Origin of the sequence: Providencia sp. PROV272, from assembly GCF_049901975.1 — a bacterium.
In the GTDB taxonomy this organism is placed as follows: domain Bacteria; phylum Pseudomonadota; class Gammaproteobacteria; order Enterobacterales; family Enterobacteriaceae; genus Providencia; species Providencia stuartii.
Genome location: NZ_CP096291.1, coordinates 2,661,397 through 2,680,524, shown reverse-complemented (window position 1 = coordinate 2,680,524; position 19,128 = coordinate 2,661,397). Strand labels below are relative to the sequence as shown.

The window sequence follows — 19,128 nt, the reverse complement described above, 5'->3', positions numbered from 1 at the left end:
GCATATTCCTGCTGAGTTTAAATAATTAAGATAATTTATAATGATAAATTATCTTAATGCAAGTCATCACAACTGGTTTATCCTGTTAAATAATCGAAAGAAAGTATTTTACTTTTCATAAATCGTTATTTAGTGTGTAAAAGTTTATTACTCTAATAACTTAAGTACTTGCAAATATGACAACAAATACACTCCCTAAAAAAAAGGGCTTCTTAAACCGTGTTGAACGTATCGGTAACGTGATGCCTGACGTTACAATGCTGTTTATTTATGCCTTGATAATCTGTTGGTTTTTATCTTATTTACTTTCATTTGTAGATTTTAATTATTACCATCCAGTGTCGAAAGAAAAAATCACTGTCATTAATATGTTTAACTATGAGGAAATCATATTATTCATCACAGCGGCAGTGAAAAATTTTATTAATTTCCCTCCTCTTGGAATAACAATAGTTGCAACATTGGGGATAGGGATTGCTGAAAGCAGCGGTTTTATCAATACTGCGCTGAAAAAAATGCTCTCGTTTATCACTCCGAAAATGTTGACGCCAACGGTAGTGTTCGTGGGGATTGTTTCCCATATTGCTTCTGACTCTGCTTACGTTATTTTGATGCCTGTCGCTGCAATGATGTTTTACGCGAGTGGTCGCCATCCATTAGCGGGTATTGCGGCTGCATTCGCAGGATTAGCGGGCGGATTTACTGCAAGTTATACGCCTTCTATCATCGATCCTATTATGCAAAGCTTCACACAAGATGCTGCGCAAATGATGGCTCCTGGCTATAGCGTTAACGTACTGTGTAATTACTTCTTTAGCCTTGGTGGCACATTTGGTGTTATTTTTACTTGCTGGTTTATTACCGAAAAAATTGTTGAGCCATGGTTAAATAAAAACTGCCCAATTACCACCAAAGATGTGGATACCGATGCCGATCAGGACCTCGGTAAGATCACGCCATTAGAAAATAGAGCGTTTCGCGTATCGGGTCTTGTCGTGCTGGCTTTGGCAGCGGGTCTGTTTGCCTTATTATGGCCGGAAAACTCATTATTACGTGGTCCAGATGGCAGCTTAACTAGCCCGAAAGCGCCTATCATGCAAATCGTTGTGCCACTGCTGTTTATTTTCTTTGCGTTGCCCGGCATCGTGTACGGCTATATGACTAAATCTTTCACCTCTACGAAAGATGTGGTGAAAGCGATGGAAAATATTACTAAGTCACTGATCCCCTTTATTGTCTTCGCTTTCTTTGCCGCGCAATTCTTATATTCGTTCCAACATTCGAATCTAGGTACATTATTAGCGTTATCTGGTGCGGAATTACTGCGTACCCTTGATATGCCTTCAGGATTGACTGTTTTTGGTGTCATTCTACTGACTGCAATATTAAATATTATGATCACCTCAGCCACGTCTAAGTGGGCGATCATGGCTCCTGTACTTGTGCCAATGTTGATGGCGGTCGGCATCTCTCCGGAACTTACCCAAGCGGCCTTCCGAGTCAGTGATTCGGCAATGAACGTCAGTACCCCCATGTTCCCATTCTATCCGTTGATCCTGATGTATTGTCAGAAATATTACAAAAATGCAGGAATTGGTACTCTTTGCTCCATGATGATACCGTTTACGGTGGGTCTGTTGATCACATTGACCGCAACGCTATACCTCTTCTGGGCATTCGATATTCCAATTGGATTTGACAGTGGTTATACATGGCAGCCAACACCATAAGTCAGTTGTTGGATTGAGTAAAAGGAACAAGAAAAATGAATAAATTAGGTAAACAGCTCGAACAACGTTTTTTTCGCTATCTTGCAATCGAAAGTCAAAGTGATGCAGCGGCAACGGTTGTGCCGAGTACAGAAGGGCAACGTGATTTAGCGAAATTGCTGGCAAAAGAGCTAGAAAGTTATGGCCTAAAAGAGATTTATATCGATGAACATGCAATTCTTTATGCTGTACGTCCGGGCAATAAACCTTCAGCACCTAAAATCGGTTTTGTCACCCATTTAGATACAGTCGATGTTGGTCTATCGCCAGTTATTAAGCCTCAAACACTTAAATATGAAGGCAAAGATCTGTGTTTGAATGCCCAAGAAGATATTTGGTTTAAAGCGTCAGAGCACCCAGAAGCGGCCCCTTATATCGGTGAAGAGATTATCTTTAGTGACGGAACGAGCGTACTCGGTGCGGACAACAAGGCCGCGGTTACCGTGGTTATGGAGTTAATGGATAAGCTGCAACAGGCAGATTTTGATTGCGGTGATATCTATATTGCCTTTGTTCCTGATGAAGAAATAGGGTTACGTGGCTCAAAAATCATGGACCTATCTCGCTTCAAAGTAGATTTTGCCTACACCATTGACTGTTGTGACCTCGGGGAAGTGGTGTATGAAACCTTTAATGCAGCGTCAATTGAGGTGACAATTAAAGGGGTGACGGCTCATCCTATGTCGGCAAAAAATGTACTATTGAATCCTATTCGTGTCGCACATGATTTTATCGGCTGTTTTGACCGTTTTGATACTCCTGAACATACCGAGCAGCGCGAAGGTTATTTCTATGTGACTGATTTAGTCGCAAATCCCGATAATGCAAAAATCAAAATGGCGATCCGCGATTTTGACCGAAACAGCTATGAAGCTCGTAAACGTTATATCGGTGAAGCGATTGAATTGATCCGAGCGCGCCATCCGAGAGCAAAAATTGATTTTAAAATCGAAGATGTGTACAGCAATATCAGTGATTCGCTCGGTGATGACCGTACGGCTATCGATTTAATTTTTGAAGCATTAAAAATTCAAAATGTTGAGCCTAAAGTGATCCCTATGCGAGGGGGCACAGATGGTTCTGCACTCTCTGCTCGAGGGGTTTTAACGCCGAATTACTTTACAGGTGCATTAAATTTCCACTCGCGATTTGAATTCTTGCCTCTCAGCTCGTTTGAGAAAAGCTATTTGGTATCAGAGAGTATCTGCCGTTTAGTCGGTCAGAAATAACCAATTAGTTTCTATTTATAATAATGTCATAGCCATGTATTTGCATGGCTATTTTATTTTAAAAGGATATCGCTTTTTTGACGTTATTTTTAGCATGTATTGATTCGTAGAATAATAAAGCAATCAGTTAATCACGAAACGAAAAGACTATATTTTATTTTGTAAAATTGCTATTTATGGAGGTTTATATGGGTGAGTCGTCATAAAATATAGAGAGAAAGATGATTAATATTATAATTATTGATAATAATAATATATTAATTCGTGGGCTTGATGCTATTTTTAGCCGACACAAACGATGTCATATTGTGGCTTCATTTCCTTTAATCGAACAAGCCATCTCCTGGAATCGGCAACAAAAAGCCAGCATTATCTTAATTAATAACGATAACTGCCAATTTGAATCATTAAAGGCGCTACAAACGCTAAGACGAACACAGCCTGATGTTGGTATTATTATTTATAATATCCACGCTCATTATTCATTCTTACTCAAAGCGCTCGATCTTGGGATCCAAGGTATACTAAGTGCCAAAATTGAAGTAAATGAATTCTTAGAAGCTATACAGGTGGTCAATGCGCGCAGCAAAATTATCTCACCAGACATTGCGCAATCTATTGCTTTAAAACGTATTAATCAGCATGAACAGACCGATCTCTATGAGTTATTGTCAACGCGTGAGTTAGAAATCATGTTGCTTATCACCCAAGGGATCCCCACAAAACAGATAGCACAGGTGCTAAATTTAAGCCCTAAAACAGTAAATACCTATCGATATCGAATGTTTGGTAAACTTAATATCCGTAGTGATGTAGAATTAACCCATATTGCCATTAGCTATGGGTTAATTGTAGCCAAACAGGGTTTATTAGGGTGTCAGAACAGTTTGAACCAAAAGCTTTCTTAAAGACAGTGACCAACCAACCCGGCGTCTATCGAATGTATGATGCTGGGGGAACGGTTATTTATGTCGGTAAAGCAAAAGATTTAAAAAAACGACTTTCCAGTTATTTCCGTACTAACGTCAGCAGCCGAAAAACTGAACAGTTAGTGAAAAATATCGCCTCCATTGACGTCACGGTTACACACACAGAAACAGAGGCGCTATTACTCGAACACAACTATATCAAGCTTTATCAGCCTCGCTATAACGTCTTACTGCGTGATGACAAATCCTATCCTTATATCTTTCTGAGTAAAGAAACGCATCCAAGATTATCGATGCACCGTGGTGCTAAGCATGCGAAAGGTGAATATTTTGGGCCATTTCCTAACTCTTATGCAGTAAGGGAAACATTGGCTTTGATGCAAAAGCTATTTCCTATCCGACAATGTGAAGATAGCGTCTACAAAAATCGTTCAAGGCCGTGCCTACAATACCAAATCGGGCGTTGTTTAGGCCCTTGTGTTAAGGGATTAGTGAGCGATGAAGAGTATGAACAACAAGTTAATTACGTTCGTTTATTTTTAACAGGTAAAGACCAGCAAGTATTAACTGGCTTGATTGAACGGATGGAAAAGGCCAGTCAAGCGTTACGTTTTGAAGAAGCGGCACGGTTTCGCGATCAAATTCAAGCGGTGAGGGCGGTAACAGAGCAACAATTTGTTTCTGGTGATAGCGATGACCTTGATGTGATTGGTGTAGCATTCGAGGCAGGGCTTGCTTGTATTCATGTGTTGTTTATACGGCAGGGGAAAGTGTTAGGAAGCCGGAGTTATTATCCTAAAATACCGGCTGACACATTACTTGAAGAAGTGGTGCAAACTTTTCTTGGGCAGTTCTATTTACAAGGAAGTGAAAATCGAACATTGCCCGGAGAGATCCTGTTAGATTTTGCGTTACCTGAGAAAACATTGCTGGCTGACTCACTATCGCATATCGCTGGGCGTAAAATTCAAATTCAAACTCAACCTCGTGGTGCAAGGGCGCGTTATCTGAAACTGGCACGGACGAATGCATCAACCGCGTTATTAACCAAGCTTGCACAGCAGTCCACAATCCATCAACGGATGTCATCACTAGCGAAAACAGTTGGGTTGGATTCAATCGCTCGAATGGAGTGCTTTGATATTTCCCATACGATGGGGGAACAAACCGTCGCATCTTGTGTTGTTTTCGATAAAAATGGTCCAGTGAAGTCGGAATATCGGCGCTATAACATTACGGGGATCACCCCAGGTGACGATTATGCTGCGATGCATCAGGTTCTTACTCGCCGCTATGGCAAGCATATTGATGAGAGTAAAGTGCCTGACATTATTTTTATTGATGGGGGGAAAGGGCAATTAGGCCAAGCAAAAGATGTGTTTAATTCTCTGGATGTGGATTGGGATAAAAATCGACCATTGTTAATTGGGGTTGCAAAAGGGAGTGACCGTAAAGCAGGGTTAGAGACGCTATTCTTTAAGCCAGAAGGGGAAGGGGTTGCGTTGCCGCCTGATTCACCTGCACTGCATGTGATCCAACATATACGAGACGAATCACATAATCATGCGATTACAGGCCACCGCCAGCGTAGAGCAAAGGTTAAAAATACCAGCGCGCTCGAATCTATTGAAGGTGTAGGACCCAAACGTCGTCAAATGCTACTAAAATATATGGGGGGCTTACAGCCGCTGAAAAATGCAAGTATAGAAGAGATAGCAAAAGTGCCCTCGATCTCATACGCGTTGGCAGAAAAGATTTATAATGCATTGAAACAGTAGGTGTCTTAAGGCACCATACTTATTAAATCCAATTTGGTCAAAAAGTTACTGAGCATGATGAAATTAAATATTCCTACGTGGTTGACCCTGTTCCGAGTCATTCTGATACCGTTTTTTGTGCTGGCTTTTTATTTACCAGTCAGTTGGGGGCCTTTTGTTTGCGCATTAATTTTCGTTATTGCGGCAGTAACAGATTGGTTTGATGGCTATTTAGCAAGGTTATGGAAGCAAACAACCAAGTTTGGGGCATTCCTAGATCCTGTTGCCGATAAGGTGATGGTGGCAACAGCATTAGTGCTTGTTACGGAAAGTTTTGATGTTTGGTATGTCACTTTACCCGCCGCGACGATGATCGCTCGTGAAATTATTATTTCTTCGTTAAGAGAATGGATGGCTGAGATAGGCAAAAGAAGTAGTGTTGCCGTGTCATGGATTGGTAAATTTAAGACAACAGCCCAAATGATCTCTTTAGTTGGGTTATTGTGGCGTCCAAATTTGCTTATTGAGAATCTTGCTATCGCATTATTGTATGTTGCAGCTATCTTAACGTTCTGGTCAATGTATCAATATTTGAAGGCAGCATGGTCAGATTTGAGCGAAGCTTGATCGAAATGATTGAAAAAACAGCGAACGAACGGTTTTGAGTGATTTTTTTAAATATTTGTGTTGACTCAAAATGTGAAATCAGTAGAATGCAACGCATCGAACGGCAACGAGGTTTACGAAAAAAAATAAGTAAATCAGCCAGTTTGAAAAGCGAAAGCTGAAAGGCGGGAATAGCTCAGTTGGTAGAGCACGACCTTGCCAAGGTCGGGGTCGCGAGTTCGAGTCTCGTTTCCCGCTCCAAATCTCAGTAAGAGATTGAGAAGAAGGCGCGTTAGCAAAGCGGTTATGCACCGGATTGCAAATCCGTGTAGCTCGGTTCGACTCCGGGACGCGCCTCCAAAATTCAGCCCAGGTGGTGAAATCGGTAGACACAAGGGATTTAAAATCCCTCGGCCTTTAGGCTGTGCGGGTTCAAGTCCCGCCCTGGGCACCAAATAAAAACTCAGTTGAATATCAACGAGTTAGGGAAAGAAAGAAGCCACCTTTTAGGTGGCTTTTTTTGTGACTGAAATCACCTTTCGCTATTATTTCGCTATTAACTTTCGCTACTAACTCCCCCATTCACTAACGCTTTTGCCCTCCGACCGTTGGAACGATTACTACTTTTCGATCATATCGTGCAGTCTGTGATGGTGTTTTATGGCCAGAAATATTTTGTTTCTCACTCAGCGTTCCTTCCAGATCAGATATTCCTTTGGCCTTCAAATCATGAAACGTAAAATTAAAATCTAAATAAGGAAATTTTTTTACAGCTTCCTCTTTAGCTTTTACCTGTTTTTAGCTTGCTTAATATAAATACCTGCTTTCATGAGTTGATCTTTTTCAGCGACAAGACGTCTTGCTGACGAGGACTGCATCAAAATAGACAGAGAGCGAGTGCTGGTGAAGATTAAAAAGGCACCTGAGGTACATTGGGCGTTTTTCAGAGGCAGACTAAAATATTTGTGAGTAATGAAAGTATGAAACTTACATACTTGGAAAAAATAAAATCGCTCCCATCATATAACTACGTACCTTGTAGAGGATATAAAGCCGTTTTGTCATCAGGTTATTGAATGTAGTTAGTTGGAGTGAAAATGAAAAAATCGGTTTATAAAGCAAGTGGTTTATGGAACCAACAATCTTTCATAACTCTTTTTGTCGCAACAAGCGAAAAAGATGTGCTTTCAACAATAGCATTTTTGGCAAATTTAGGTGGCGCTAGGGTCGATGAGCTATCTATTGAACGTTTTTGTTCCGTGCATTAGTGTAGTTAAAATGAAGAAACGGGACTAATGGCAAAAGCCGCATAACGTAAAATAGAAAAACGCAAACGACAAAAGGAATTAGGTGTGACTAAGATAGAGCTATTTCTTGGTGAACAGGGATTAGAGATTCTCCCAAGAAATTGCGTAATATGTAGGTCAGGCAGGGCGCTGTATAACGTAGCCAACTATCTTTTTATGTGAGCATTGATGGCTGTTCATTGTGTCCGCTCGGTAGTGCTGAATAAAAAGTGTGTAAGGGAGGTAATGATCAGCTACTGATAGTTATTTAAGTGAGGCTCATAAATGCTGGGTAACTCATGGGTGACACGGGCTAAAATTGATGTCACAAAATCTCACAGATAGTTCAAATTTAACGTGTCACTATTAATTTTGATGGGTATAGAAGATGCACTGTTTTCCTCTTTTTTACCCTTTATTTTTTTACTTGAAATTTATTGATTAAAAATCAATGTGTTAAGAATCACTGAAATATAGAAGGTATTTTTCATAAAATCAGATGTAATTTATTGTTGAACATGGTTTTTTTCATGATAATTTATAGTTCACTGCCGTATAGGCAGCTTAGAAAATTAAACAAGGCATCAATAGCCATTTGCTCATGTTCACTGCCGTATAGGCAGCTTAGAAATGACTTCGGGGCGATGTGATCATGGTGCGAGTGTTCACTGCCGTATAGGCAGCTTAGAAATTAAAGCAGGTGCGCGCTTCTATTTTCGCGCTGTTCACTGCCGTATAGGCAGCTTAGAAAACTTAGCTCAGGAATTAGTAGTATTTATGTCAGTTCACTGCCGTATAGGCAGCTTAGAAATATTGCCATGCCAGCTGACGCACCACCAAGACGTTCACTGCCGTATAGGCAGCTTAGAAAATACAAACAAGGCTCACAACCTGCCTCAACTGGTTCACTGCCGTATAGGCAGCTTAGAAATCTATAAACACGTTTTGGATAGCAATTATCTTGTTCACTGCCGTATAGGCAGCTTAGAAACAGATAGCAGTGTGTGGTTACGTTAAATTCCTTGCTTACTACACCGATAATGATGATGCCCTCCAGTCAGCTACAGATGTTTATTTAGACGATGTAGCACAAAAACGTGCTCACAATATCCCAGCAACCAAATCCTTTGATGCTTTCCGCTATTGGGTAGTAGAGCAATCTGGCCGTTATGAAACGTTCGAAATGCCAGACGGTAGCCTACGCCGTGTCGCTAAATCAATCAGCTTTGCAAGAATGGATGACCTAGCTTTTGGCGAACTCTACAAAGCCACACTCGATGTGCTTTGGAACTTCATTCTATTCCGTAAATTTCCCACCCAACAAGCTGCTGAAAATGCAGCTGGCCAGCTATTGGATTTTACCTAGAGGCAAGACCAATGACCCAAAAACAAAGACCAAAGAAGAGAAGCAGTGGTTATCAGATGTAGCCGAACTTGGCTGTGTTTGTTGTAGAAACATGGGGTATGGGGCAATTCCTGCGGAAATCCATCATACACGAACAGGGCAGGGAATAGCGCAGCGTGCTAGTCATAAAGATGTATTGCCGTTATGCCCGCCTCATCACCGCGCTAGCTATGACACCGGCTTTCATGCGGCCCCAAAAACATGGCAGCAAATTCACGGTACCGAAGCGGAATTGCTTGAGCAAACCAAAAGAGAAGTCATGGAGCTGCGCGCATGTCGTATCTGATAGCCATTAAAAAATATTGTTGATGTGTAATAGGTGGTGAACCAATGAAACTCGAAAATACACTTAAAAACTTTCACCCTAAGTCACCTACATTCGGTAATGTAGCAGGTTGTACATCTCCTGACCGAATAACGGGAACAGATATCATGGCAGCTATGGGGATGACTGAATCACAAGCTAAGTTCGGTATGACAGCCTTTCTAGCGAAGAATGATATCAGCGAAGAAGATAAATTTTCTACAGTAGAGGCGCTGACCCAATATGCACTTAAAGTAGCACCTAAACTAGTTCGTAAAGCCGCGGGTAAGGAATTGGGTTGTTGCTTAATTATTCTGGCCAAGATGGCATTTGAAGATTATGCCCGTTCAGTAGGTTCAGTTTTTCCATGTTCAGCATGTAGCGGTAAGGGCCTTATTTATAAGCGTAAGGACGTAGTCAAACATCCTGGTATAACGAGACTAGACGGAGCAGTGGTTATTGAGCCATGGATTGAAAATGAAAAGGTGGATGAGTTATGTGTTTCTTGCAATGGAAAAGGGTAAATAGCGCACCGTTGCCGCTGCAAAGGGCGAGGTAAGGTATTAGATGACATTCAAACTAAGCTGCAGGGCGTGCCTGTATTTAAAGATTGCCCTCGTTGCGCGGGTAAAGGTTTCAACCGTGTGCCATCTTCAGTAGCCTACAATGCAATAAAGCACCTAGTACCCGATTTAACCCAATCGTCATGGTCACGAAATTGGAAACCATTTTATGAGAAATTAACAGCTAAATGCTATATTGAGGAAAGCATCGCTGAGCGTAAATTTAGCTCAGTGATTAAGTAAGTTTAATGGTGCTATGAATTAAATGTGGTGAGGCTTATGGTTTTTACTGAACAATCGGCTAAATTTTCAGAACGCAATATTTATAGATATGAGCTGTTACGCATATGGGACCAGGATCTAAAAACGGTTATGTTTATTGGACTAAATCCGTCCAAAGCAACTGACAAAGTCACCGACAGAACTATTTCAACATGTATCAATAGGGCCAAAGCGTGGGGATTCGGTGGTATCATTATGTGCAACCTTTTTGGATTAGTATCAACAGACCCGAAAGAACTGCTGAATAGCTCAGACCCAATTGGGGTTGAGAATGATATATATTTGAAGGATAACGCTGACAAAGTCGATATGATTGTAGCCATGTGGGGCGATCTTGGGCAATTGAATGGAAGATCAGAGGTTGTTAAAAAGCTATTTTTAGAAAAGTTATTTTATTTAAATCTAAACAAAAGCGGAGAACCAAGCCATACGAGAGGGCTAAGTCTTGATTTTGAACCAACTCCGTTTAAGTAAAGCACATCAACACTTAAAGTAAGAGTCTTTGCATTTTGCATAAAATTGGCTTATTATCTTCTAATAATGGGCATTCTATACCTAGTCGCATTAAACCAATTAAAGGCCTCGCAATCGCGGGGTTTTTCGCACTATAGAGGTTTATATATGTTTGATGATTTTGAGGGGTTTGATGAGTTCGAGTGGGTTTAATTTATTGATATTGTTAAGTGGCTTATTGCTGAATTAAGCATATCTATATGATTAAAGTTAGTAATTAGATGAATTAAAGAAAAAAGCCATTCAGTATCAAATGGCTTAAATATCGAAAGTTGATTATTTATTGTTAATTATTAATTATCGTCATATACATCATTGTCTGGTATAATGTTGTTTGACATATCAAAGCCAATCAGGCCGCTATCATCTAACGAAATTCCAGCCCTTAGATACTTAGGGCCTAATAAATTATTAGGGTTTGAAAAAGATGGCGATCCATAGCAATATGAGAGCAGTGTTTGGTAGAACATCATGTCAAGTTTTGAGTGTAGATTTAAATTAACCACCTCTGTCCCTCCGCTAGCTCTTTCTAGCATTAACCTAAAAGGAATATCCTCCCCCGCAAAGTCATTATATATACTAGAAAACCCTTTAACATTGAAAACTATATAACGGCGCCTTTCCATAAAAACCTCGCTTAAATTTTATTAATAGACTAAGTTTTTGAAATTCAATTTAACTGTAGTTAATTAAAGCAACAAAAGCTAATTAATATTAAAATATTTAATGGAATGTGTTTTTTGTATTTAAGTGAGTATCTTTGATTGATTGGTTGATTCAAAATTAACACAGTCAGATCTAGCGAGAGAGATGGGAGTTAAAAAGCAGGAAATCACCCGGCTTTTTAATCTTCAACACTCAACTAAAATTGACACTATTAATCAAGCTATTATTGCAATGGGGCATAGACTAACCCTTTCATTATTATAGTGCAAAACATCTAACCAAGAGGTCGCCTAGTGCGGCCTTTTTCGTATACAGCCACCGCAAATCACTATTAACACGTTTAATTACTGCAATGACGTTGCGGTTGGCTACCTATTAACTAAATCATGGAACACTCCATCGGGGGTGGATATGCGTATGCCACATAGAGATCCAAATAACTATAGCTGGTTCCGCGAGGTGCTTATCTTATTGATGACCATGCTCGGCGTGGCTGCCAGCTATGCATATAAGGTTTTAAACGGAGAGAGGTTCAGCTGGCGGACTTTTATCTTACAAGCAATTGTTGCGGTATTTGCTGGCGCAATTGTATTTCTTGCATCTAGTTACTATCAATGGGTTCCTGAAATAGCTGGAGGAGCAGCTGGCTTTGCTGGCTGGTCTGGTGCTGAACTCATTAAAACAATTGAAAAGCGTTTTTTAAGGAAGGTATCAGGTGAGTAAATTTAAATTCAGTAAACGCAGTGAAGAGAATTTACGTGGTGTTCATCCGGACTTAGTTAAAGTGACCCGTCGAGCGATCGAGTTAACCAATATTGATTTTATGGTTATCGAAGGTAAGCGAACTGAAGCTCGCCAACGACAATTAGTGAAAAATGGCGCTAGCCAGACTATGAATAGTCGCCACTTAACTGGACACGCTGTTGACTGCGCACCGTTGGTTAATCGTGAAATTCCGTGGAACGATTGGTCTAAGTTCAAGTTAGTTGCTGATGCAATGTTGCAAGCTGCCAAAGAGCTTAATGTCGATCTAGAGTGGGGCGGAAACTGGAAGAGCTTTAAAGATGGTCCTCATTTCCAATTAACACATAAATCATATCCGGCTTAATGCTTATTGGGGTTTGTAATGAAATTCGATAAGTCATTTTGGCTATTTATCATGGTAGTGGGGCTGGGGTGGTGGGTTGTTACTGTTCACGATAGTAATAATCTACTGAAAAAAGAAAACTCAGGGCTCATTGATAGCATTCAAAACTACGAACGGCGTATTGATTCCCTTCACGAACTCGATACTAAACATACCCAAGAGCTAACAAATGCAAAAACTGAAATTGACAAGCTGCGTGTTGCTGCTGAGCGCAATCCTGAGCGGGTGTACATCAAAGCCAGCTGTAAAAAAGCCGAAGGCACCACCGCCACCGGCTTGGATGATGCAATCACCGCCAGACCTACTGACTCCGCTATCCGAAATTATTGGTTACTCAGAGAGCGAATTGCAGAGTCAGAACAGATGATTAAGGGACTGCAAGAATATGTAAAAAAGGAATGCTGGTAATTGAGAATCTAAATACCAAATATTTGTGAAATAGCACAGCTAGCAGCAAAAATAGCGGCTATTCCATTAAAGCGAGCTTGCTTGCTAGTAGTTAATAGAAAATTATGTAAATCAACAGGATCTCTCCCGTCTCCAAATGTTAATTGAACTCGATTTGGGCTTACTTTAGATTTTACGAATGCGGCAGCCACCCAAAAAATTGCAGATAATACCCCTAGAGTTATGGATATGATGTGATATTGAGATATAAAGTCCAACATTATAATTTAACTGTCCCGACAAAGTAGTTTCATTTTTATGATTGTATCTCATCACAAAGCCTATTCACACTGATTGGCTTTTTAATGAGCTAAGGAGATAAACACGATGGCTAAACCGGATTGGGGGGACGCTACAGCAACAGTTCCTCACCGAGCATGCTAAATCAGGAATATCCCCTAAAGAGTGGAGTGAAGACCAGGGACTTAATTACGCAACAGCAAGGCGATATATTAAAAGGCCAGCTGCGCAATCTGCGCAAAAGAAATTGCGCACTGCGCACGAAAAAGAATGCGCAAAAGAGTCTATATGTAATAGCGCAATACCAACTGCGCAGAGTAGAGAACATGATAGTGCGCACGATGATGAAAATACCTTTGATGTGCGCAACTACGGGCTTAATGACTCACAAGTCAAATTCGTTAACGAGTATCTTATCGACTTAAATCGAGCTGCTGCATATAAGCGAGCCGGTTATAAAGGCGAAGGCAATACAGCTTATGTAAATGCTACTCGAATGCTAAGAAATGCTAAGGTTTCAAGAGCAATCGCGGACGCGCTAGCAGAACGAGAACGTAGAACCGAGATAACCCAAGATGCCGTATTAAAAATGTGGTGGGATATTGCAACTGCAGACGTAAATGAGCTAACCGAATATCGTCGATTATGTTGTCGCCATTGTTGGGGATTTGGATTTAATTATCAGTGGCGTGATGCGGTCGAATATTAAGATGCTGTGAAAAAAACATGTTAGCCAATAAAGCGCCCCGGTAATCCCCCCGAAAAATCGGTGTATTAATAAGTAGAATTTTCTCGTAATCTGAACTGAGGAGATCTCTATGAAAAAAGCACGTTTTACCGATAGCCAAATTATCACCATCCTTAAGCAAGCTGAGGCGGGAACGCCTGTTTCTGAACTGTGCCGCGAACATGGTATGAGCAACGCCAGTTTTTATAAGTGGCGCTCACGCTTTGGTGGGATGGATGCTTCCATGATGACCCGCTTGAAAGAACTGGAAGAGGAAAATCGCCGCCTCAAAAAAATGTATGCAGAAGAAAGGTTGAAAGCTGAGATCATTCAGGAAGCTATGGCAAAAAAGTGGTGAAGCCATCGCATCGAAAGCGGATGGCGCAAGAAGCTGTCAAAATACGGAATATCAGCGTACGTTTTGCCTGCCAGTTATTTGTAGTGAGCGAAAGTTGCTATCGTTATCAAGCTAAACTGAGTAAAGAAAATGAAGCAATAGCTGACTGGCTGATACGCATCACTGATAGCCAGCGCAACTGGGGATTTGGCTTGTGCTTTTTATACCTTCGAAACGTAAAAAACTTAAGATTTAACCACAAAAGGGTTTACTGAATTTATTGTGCGTTGTCACTGAACATGCGAATAAAGCCGAAGAAACGCCTAAAACGGGATAAGCCCGAGCCACTGACGGTACCCGAAACGAGCAATGAATGTTGGTCAATGGACTTTATGCATGATCAACTGTCGGATGGGCGCTCAGTCCGTTTATTGAATATCATCGATGATTTTAATCGTGAAGCATTAGCTATTGAAGTGGATTTTTCCCTGCCGGCGAGTCGGGTTGTAAGAGTACTAGAGCAACTTATTGAGTGGAAAGGAAAACCGGTTTCCATACGCTGTGATAATGGGCCAGAATACACCAGTAATATATTGATATCATCGGCTAATCTGCAAGATATCAAAATAAACTTTATCCAGCCAGGTAATCCGCAGCAAAATGCTTACATTGAGCGTTATAATCGGACAGTCCGCTATGAATGGTTAGGGCAATACTTGTTTTCATCACTGGATGAATTACAAGACTATGCTACACGGTGGCAATGGTTTTATAATCACGAACGACCGAACATGGCGTTGAATGGCTATACCCCAATGCAACATCTACAACGAATGACCTGATTCTACTTATAACCTCGGTTAAAAACGGGGGATTACCGCACCACCAAGACTAATCCGCAGAAATTAAACCTCATCAAACAGCGATTTAAGCGCTCTGTGCACCATTGTAAGCAACGCAAAAATAATTGCTATCGCGGTGAATAATTGATTTTAACGCCTCTGTGACGCTGAGATTTTGCGGACGGATAATTAACAACAAACATGTCGCCGCGCAATCGTAGCCCCGCCTCGCCTGCCCACTAAATAGGGCGCTTTTCATGCAGTTGCAAGAGATCGCCTGAGCCGCGCCAGTGGTGGTGCTTCGTGCAGGTAACGATCCTTGTTTAATATTGCGGATTGTGGCGGAGAATTGCGGAAGTTGTTCGTGGAAATGTAAAACCGTCTTTCGACGGTTCAATATTTTAAACTTATAGCTAATTATGATTCTTCGCGTAGTTTTTCTAGTGTGAGTGATATTTTATCTACGTTACTAAAAAAACGAGCTGGATATGCAGTAGGGTATTCTGCTTCAATGAAATGTTCTGTTACTGATAAAATACGCTCTAGTTCATCATGAATTCGATTTACATTGACAGTCATAATTTCCCTTGCAGTTTTAAGTCTTGGTGTATTATCAAGGATATACCCAGCAAATACGCGATTGGCATGAGTAAGAATCCCATAGCGTTTTTTATCTTCTTGTCGGTTAGTTGAGACTAGCATTTCTTTGATTTTGTTATCAATAACTCGGTGGTGTAAAACCGCATTAATGAGAGAGACCCCACTAACTGAAGAGTTAAATAATGCTTTGTATGCAGGTCCTTCAAGATTATCGAAAAACTTACCTCGTTGGACTTTTAATAGTGATAAGGTGGATGACCTGCAACTTAAGCACGCTAAAGCATCTAGCGCTTCATCAATATCAATGTGTTTTTCCCCTAATTCATCGGTAGACACATCGCTTCTGAGTAATTGGTATATGTATCCTTCGATAATTAATTCATCACGTAGACGCAGTTGCTGAGGATGCTGAGATGCAAAATCTCTTCCTAGAACTCGGTTTTGATGATTATTAGCTCTAGTTATTAAGTTTATAATATCTTCTGAAGCGCCTTGTGGAATTTGTATGAATCTAGCCTGAACTTTTATTTTTGTTAATGTATCCTCATCGACAGTATCTAGTGAACCTATACTACTCACTGTTTGAGCACCATTAATGACGCTCACGTCTCTAAAATTAAAACGTCCGACATCTCGCTGATTTGTTTTATTCCGCCTATGTGGCTCAATGGAGCGAACTAAAACTGTAATGCCATTATTATAAAACCAAAAATTATCAGGGTCATTTTGCGCGGTTTCTTTTATCGCTTCATTAACTTCTGTTTTGCCAAGTAAGTTACGAATATTTTTTGTAAACAATTTTGAGGAGTGTAGCTTCCACCATTCGGATAGCTGATCACCACTAATTATACCAAAGAATGCAGTATATGGTGTTTCTATTTTCCCATATTGCTCTAATTCAACATCGTCTAAATCAACGGCTGCTGATGATTGTGCATGTCTCCATTGAGTAATATCTTCAGAGGAAACTAAGTGAACTTGAAAAGGTAATTCGTTATTTGGTAATTCGCTAGTTAAAGATGCAGATTCATTTAGTTCATTCTGCCATTGTTGCATGTCCGACAGAATTATATTTGCCGCTCCACGCTTTCCTGTATGAGCCATAACAAATAGGAATTTATAATCAATTGAACTAAGTGCTTTGCTAATATCTTCTCTCTTACTTTGTAATATAGTATCAAAACGTTCATATTCTTCTTCGATTAGATGATCACACGCCTGTTTAAATACAAGAAAGTCTGCGTTTGTCCATGTTGAACTACCTGATTGGGAAAATTTTGATTGTACGACAACAACAGTTTTTTCAGTGTGATTTACATGAATAGCATCAATTCCGCCATCGTGAGAGCTATCACATACCGATGCCCCTGAAATATAATCATCAACTTGGCTTAAATGGTGTATTACAAAAGCAGCAATAGCTCTACTTGCCATTTTTATTTCATAGTCAGATTGCCCAATAGAACATTCACGTTTATGAATATGTTCTTCAAACCGCTCACGTAAAGTAACACCAAGTCTGATTGCTGTTAAGTTGGCAGTTGCCATAGCCGGAGTTGCATTATCTTCTTGTGTTAATTCTGTTACAAAGGCCATAAAAATTCCATTAAGTCATACTGAGAATATATTTAGTACTGATTTTATTTTTCAAAAAGAAAAATTAAAATCGCCGTTTATTGAGAATAAAATTAATATATTGAGATAATTTGTCAATCGTAAAAATAAATATTCTAAATTAGATTATTGCCTTATGGTTCATTATTATATTTTTCTTTAATGCGCACCAGTGCTTCGATGCAACGCTCCCTATTCCGCTGTAAATCAGCTTCTTTTTTCATTTTTACCGCTTGAATTCGTTTTTTTATGACTAATTCAGACTCAATAACCCGCACTTGTCTACCGTCAAACCTGAAAATACGGTCATCATCTTTGATGGCCATACCTTTAATAAACATGTTGGCCATGGTTTCAGTTGGCAGATCAAAGCCTGTTTTCTGCATAAAACTGCAAATTTCTGGCCTTAATTCGCTTTCCTCTTCATTTAATTCAATTCGTGATACTTGCCGCTGCTGTCTACCCTGTGAAATTTCGCTTCCTGCCGCGTTCTGAGCGTCTGTTTCAATAAACGCAAAACCGTATTCCTCTATGTTGCATACTTCACCAGAGCAGTGCTCTGGCTCGTAAAATTGCACATCTGATAGATTTGATGTGATCCGCGATCTACAGTTATTGACAGGACTCCGAGGCGCGCCGATGGCGCTTTTTAAAAGACCATCGTTCGCAGCATCGGTGTTTTTCTTCACAATCTTGTATTGCCTTTCACGCGTTTTGAGTGTTGGTTTGCCGGTTGCGAGCTGGTTATAAATACCTACCACTTTCTGCACCTCTTCGCCGTATGTGTTTACATCACTGACTTCACGTGCAACTCGTATCGTTTCTTCTTTACGACGAATACATGGCCCACCTTGCGACATCACATATTCAAAGAAATCGCCACCATCGGCAGCGGCGCGAACACGCTCCGCAACATCACCGAGTTGATCAGCAATCGAAACGCCTCGCGGAAGCCGACGGCATTCACGATAAGCACCTTTTGAGGGAAGTTTGTAAAAATGAAATTGAGGAATGCGCCAAGTAGAAGCCCAAGCAGTAACCGCTGCCGCCATGCTTTTTAAATCTTTGCCTGTTTCGTTGTCTATCTCGCCATCAAGCGCATAACCATCAATATTTTTAGCGATATACTTTGCAATGTAACCCACAGCACCGCCGCGATTCATGTGCTTACATTCGAAACGGTACTTATGTGCGCCGGCCTCGTCACCATCTTCTTTTAAAGCGCGTTTACGCATAATCTCAATGGCTTTTGCACGGCTGGCTTTATCAACAAATAACAGCATATGCCAGTGAGGCGTGCCGTCATGATGCGGCTCAACAACCCGAACACCATAAACATTAATGTTATTGTCATTAAATGCAGAACGAATACGCGACCAGACTTTGACTAAGTACTGTTGTCCGTCTTTTGGTGTGTAGGCCTCATTTTTCCATTTACCATTAAGCGCAGCGATCACGTCTTTCTTACGCTTACGCAGTTTTGTTGGATGATATTTAGAAGGGCAGGTCCTGGTAATAAACATACCGATATCGCCACGTTCTTTCGCTACACGTTCAATGCCGGCCATTTGCGCCATTAATTCCATGCGACGAATTTCAGGGTTTGAAACACTTGCCATCACTTTATCGAACAGATCAAACCGCTCACCCGTTTCAACGTCTTCAATATCCATGCCTTGTAAATACTGCATATTAGATAAACGTTGCGCTTGCACAGCTCGAATGGCTTGTTTACTGGCGTAGGGGTTGCGATTCTGGCAAACATCCATATTTGCGATCATCAAGGCTTCAAGCCATTGGGTACGATGGGCTTTTAATTTGCGATACCAATAATCTGTATTGGTTAGGCGCTGAACGGCGGCAAT

The 19,128-nt window shown here is 40.7% G+C and carries 15 protein-coding genes, 3 tRNA genes, 5 pseudogenes and 1 CRISPR repeat array; of the genes and pseudogenes, 19 read left to right on the top strand and 4 right to left on the bottom strand.

All coding sequences use genetic code 11. The features are described from left to right. Positions 1-176: 176 nt before the first annotated feature. The 8 genes from M1E93_RS12375 to M1E93_RS12340 all read left to right on the top strand — a co-directional run bounded on the left by M1E93_RS12375 (position 177) and on the right by M1E93_RS12340 (position 6,744). Positions 177-1,730: an AbgT family transporter gene (locus M1E93_RS12375; RefSeq protein WP_014658104.1), complete on the top strand. Its 1,554-nt coding sequence runs from the start codon at positions 177-179 to the stop codon at positions 1,728-1,730. Positions 1,731-1,765: 35 nt separating this feature from the next. After that, the gene (gene pepT / locus M1E93_RS12370) at positions 1,766-2,998 is read left to right on the top strand and encodes a peptidase T (protein ID WP_072502186.1); all 1,233 of its coding nucleotides are present in this window, start codon (positions 1,766-1,768) and stop codon (positions 2,996-2,998) included. A 221-nt stretch (positions 2,999-3,219) separates the two neighbouring features. Further along, entirely contained in the window at positions 3,220-3,906 is a 687-nt protein-coding gene (locus M1E93_RS12365) for a LuxR C-terminal-related transcriptional regulator (RefSeq protein WP_163762064.1), read from the top strand. Further along, positions 3,873-5,705, top strand: a complete 1,833-nt coding sequence (gene uvrC / locus M1E93_RS12360) for an excinuclease ABC subunit UvrC (RefSeq protein WP_004918794.1) — start codon at positions 3,873-3,875, stop codon at positions 5,703-5,705. Before M1E93_RS12365 ends, uvrC begins: the two co-directional genes overlap by 34 nt. Positions 5,706-5,762: 57 nt before the next feature. Further along, positions 5,763-6,311 (top strand): CDP-diacylglycerol--glycerol-3-phosphate 3-phosphatidyltransferase, encoded by a 549-nt coding sequence (pgsA, locus tag M1E93_RS12355; protein WP_014658106.1) that lies wholly within the window; start codon positions 5,763-5,765, stop codon positions 6,309-6,311. A 164-nt stretch (positions 6,312-6,475) separates the two neighbouring features. After that, positions 6,476-6,551: transfer RNA gene (locus tag M1E93_RS12350), tRNA-Gly, on the top strand. Positions 6,552-6,576: 25 nt separating this feature from the next. Then, a tRNA-Cys gene (locus M1E93_RS12345) sits at positions 6,577-6,650 on the top strand. A 7-nt stretch (positions 6,651-6,657) separates the two neighbouring features. Continuing rightward, positions 6,658-6,744 (top strand) — tRNA-Leu (locus M1E93_RS12340). A 131-nt stretch (positions 6,745-6,875) separates the two neighbouring features. Here M1E93_RS12340 and M1E93_RS12335 read toward each other — a convergent pair. Continuing rightward, positions 6,876-7,079: pseudogene (locus tag M1E93_RS12335) on the bottom strand (integrase); the annotation flags it as partial. 308 nt (positions 7,080-7,387) lie between these two features. On the opposite strand from M1E93_RS12335, the gene M1E93_RS12330 reads away from it, so the two are divergent. The 5 genes and pseudogenes from M1E93_RS12330 (at position 7,388) to M1E93_RS12310 (ending at position 10,604) form a co-directional block, all read left to right on the top strand. Beyond that, on the top strand, positions 7,388-7,558 hold the full coding sequence (locus M1E93_RS12330) for a hypothetical protein (RefSeq protein ID WP_004918798.1): 171 nt from the start codon (positions 7,388-7,390) through the stop codon (positions 7,556-7,558). Between the two features lie 561 nt (positions 7,559-8,119). Next, positions 8,120-8,567: a CRISPR direct-repeat array (repeat unit 28 nt; unit sequence GTTCACTGCCGTATAGGCAGCTTAGAAA). Positions 8,568-8,576: 9 nt separating this feature from the next. Then, positions 8,577-8,942: pseudogene (locus M1E93_RS12325) on the top strand (DUF1367 family protein); the annotation flags it as partial. Further along, complete coding sequence (locus M1E93_RS12320; protein ID WP_141173636.1) at positions 8,911-9,267, top strand: Ref family recombination enhancement nuclease; 357 nt, start codon at positions 8,911-8,913, stop codon at positions 9,265-9,267. The pseudogene M1E93_RS12325 and the gene M1E93_RS12320, both read left to right, overlap by 32 nt. Before the next feature lie 44 nt (positions 9,268-9,311). Continuing rightward, a pseudogene (locus M1E93_RS12315) lies at positions 9,312-10,091 on the top strand (antitermination protein). A 36-nt stretch (positions 10,092-10,127) separates the two neighbouring features. After that, positions 10,128-10,604 carry a DUF1643 domain-containing protein gene (locus M1E93_RS12310; protein WP_163762062.1) on the top strand — a complete coding sequence of 159 codons (477 nt, stop codon included), beginning with the start codon at positions 10,128-10,130 and terminating at the stop codon, positions 10,602-10,604. A gap of 332 nt (positions 10,605-10,936) precedes the next feature. Here the strand turns inward: M1E93_RS12310 and M1E93_RS12305 are convergent, their stop codons facing one another. Next, positions 10,937-11,269, bottom strand: coding sequence for a hypothetical protein (locus M1E93_RS12305; protein WP_014658133.1), 333 nt, complete (start codon positions 11,267-11,269; stop codon positions 10,937-10,939). A gap of 142 nt (positions 11,270-11,411) precedes the next feature. Here M1E93_RS12305 and M1E93_RS12300 point away from each other — a divergent pair, with 142 nt between their 5' ends. The 6 genes and pseudogenes from M1E93_RS12300 (at position 11,412) to M1E93_RS12275 (ending at position 15,049) form a co-directional block, all read left to right on the top strand. Continuing rightward, positions 11,412-11,573 carry a helix-turn-helix domain-containing protein gene (locus M1E93_RS12300; RefSeq protein ID WP_163767551.1) on the top strand — a complete coding sequence of 54 codons (162 nt, stop codon included), beginning with the start codon at positions 11,412-11,414 and terminating at the stop codon, positions 11,571-11,573. 147 nt (positions 11,574-11,720) lie between these two features. Next, on the top strand, positions 11,721-12,032 hold the full coding sequence (locus M1E93_RS12295; RefSeq protein ID WP_167537612.1) for a phage holin family protein: 312 nt from the start codon (positions 11,721-11,723) through the stop codon (positions 12,030-12,032). Continuing rightward, a complete protein-coding gene (locus M1E93_RS12290) occupies positions 12,025-12,417 on the top strand; it encodes a M15 family metallopeptidase (RefSeq protein ID WP_014658135.1) in 393 nt (130 codons plus the stop codon). Before M1E93_RS12295 ends, M1E93_RS12290 begins: the two co-directional genes overlap by 8 nt. Before the next feature lie 18 nt (positions 12,418-12,435). Further along, complete coding sequence (locus M1E93_RS12285) at positions 12,436-12,864, top strand: lysis protein (RefSeq protein ID WP_426206966.1); 429 nt, start codon at positions 12,436-12,438, stop codon at positions 12,862-12,864. Between the two features lie 366 nt (positions 12,865-13,230). Then, a pseudogene (locus M1E93_RS12280) lies at positions 13,231-13,849 on the top strand (terminase small subunit); the annotation flags it as partial. 112 nt (positions 13,850-13,961) lie between these two features. Next, positions 13,962-15,049, top strand: a pseudogene (locus M1E93_RS12275) (IS3 family transposase). Positions 15,050-15,466: 417 nt separating this feature from the next. Here M1E93_RS12275 and M1E93_RS12270 read toward each other — a convergent pair. Both M1E93_RS12270 and M1E93_RS12265 read right to left on the bottom strand, forming a co-directional pair. Continuing rightward, the gene (locus M1E93_RS12270) at positions 15,467-17,245 is read right to left on the bottom strand and encodes an AIPR family protein (RefSeq protein WP_163762059.1); all 1,779 of its coding nucleotides are present in this window, start codon (positions 17,243-17,245) and stop codon (positions 15,467-15,469) included. A gap of 152 nt (positions 17,246-17,397) precedes the next feature. After that, entirely contained in the window at positions 17,398-19,128 is a 1,731-nt protein-coding gene (locus M1E93_RS12265) for a replication endonuclease (protein ID WP_404935920.1), read from the bottom strand.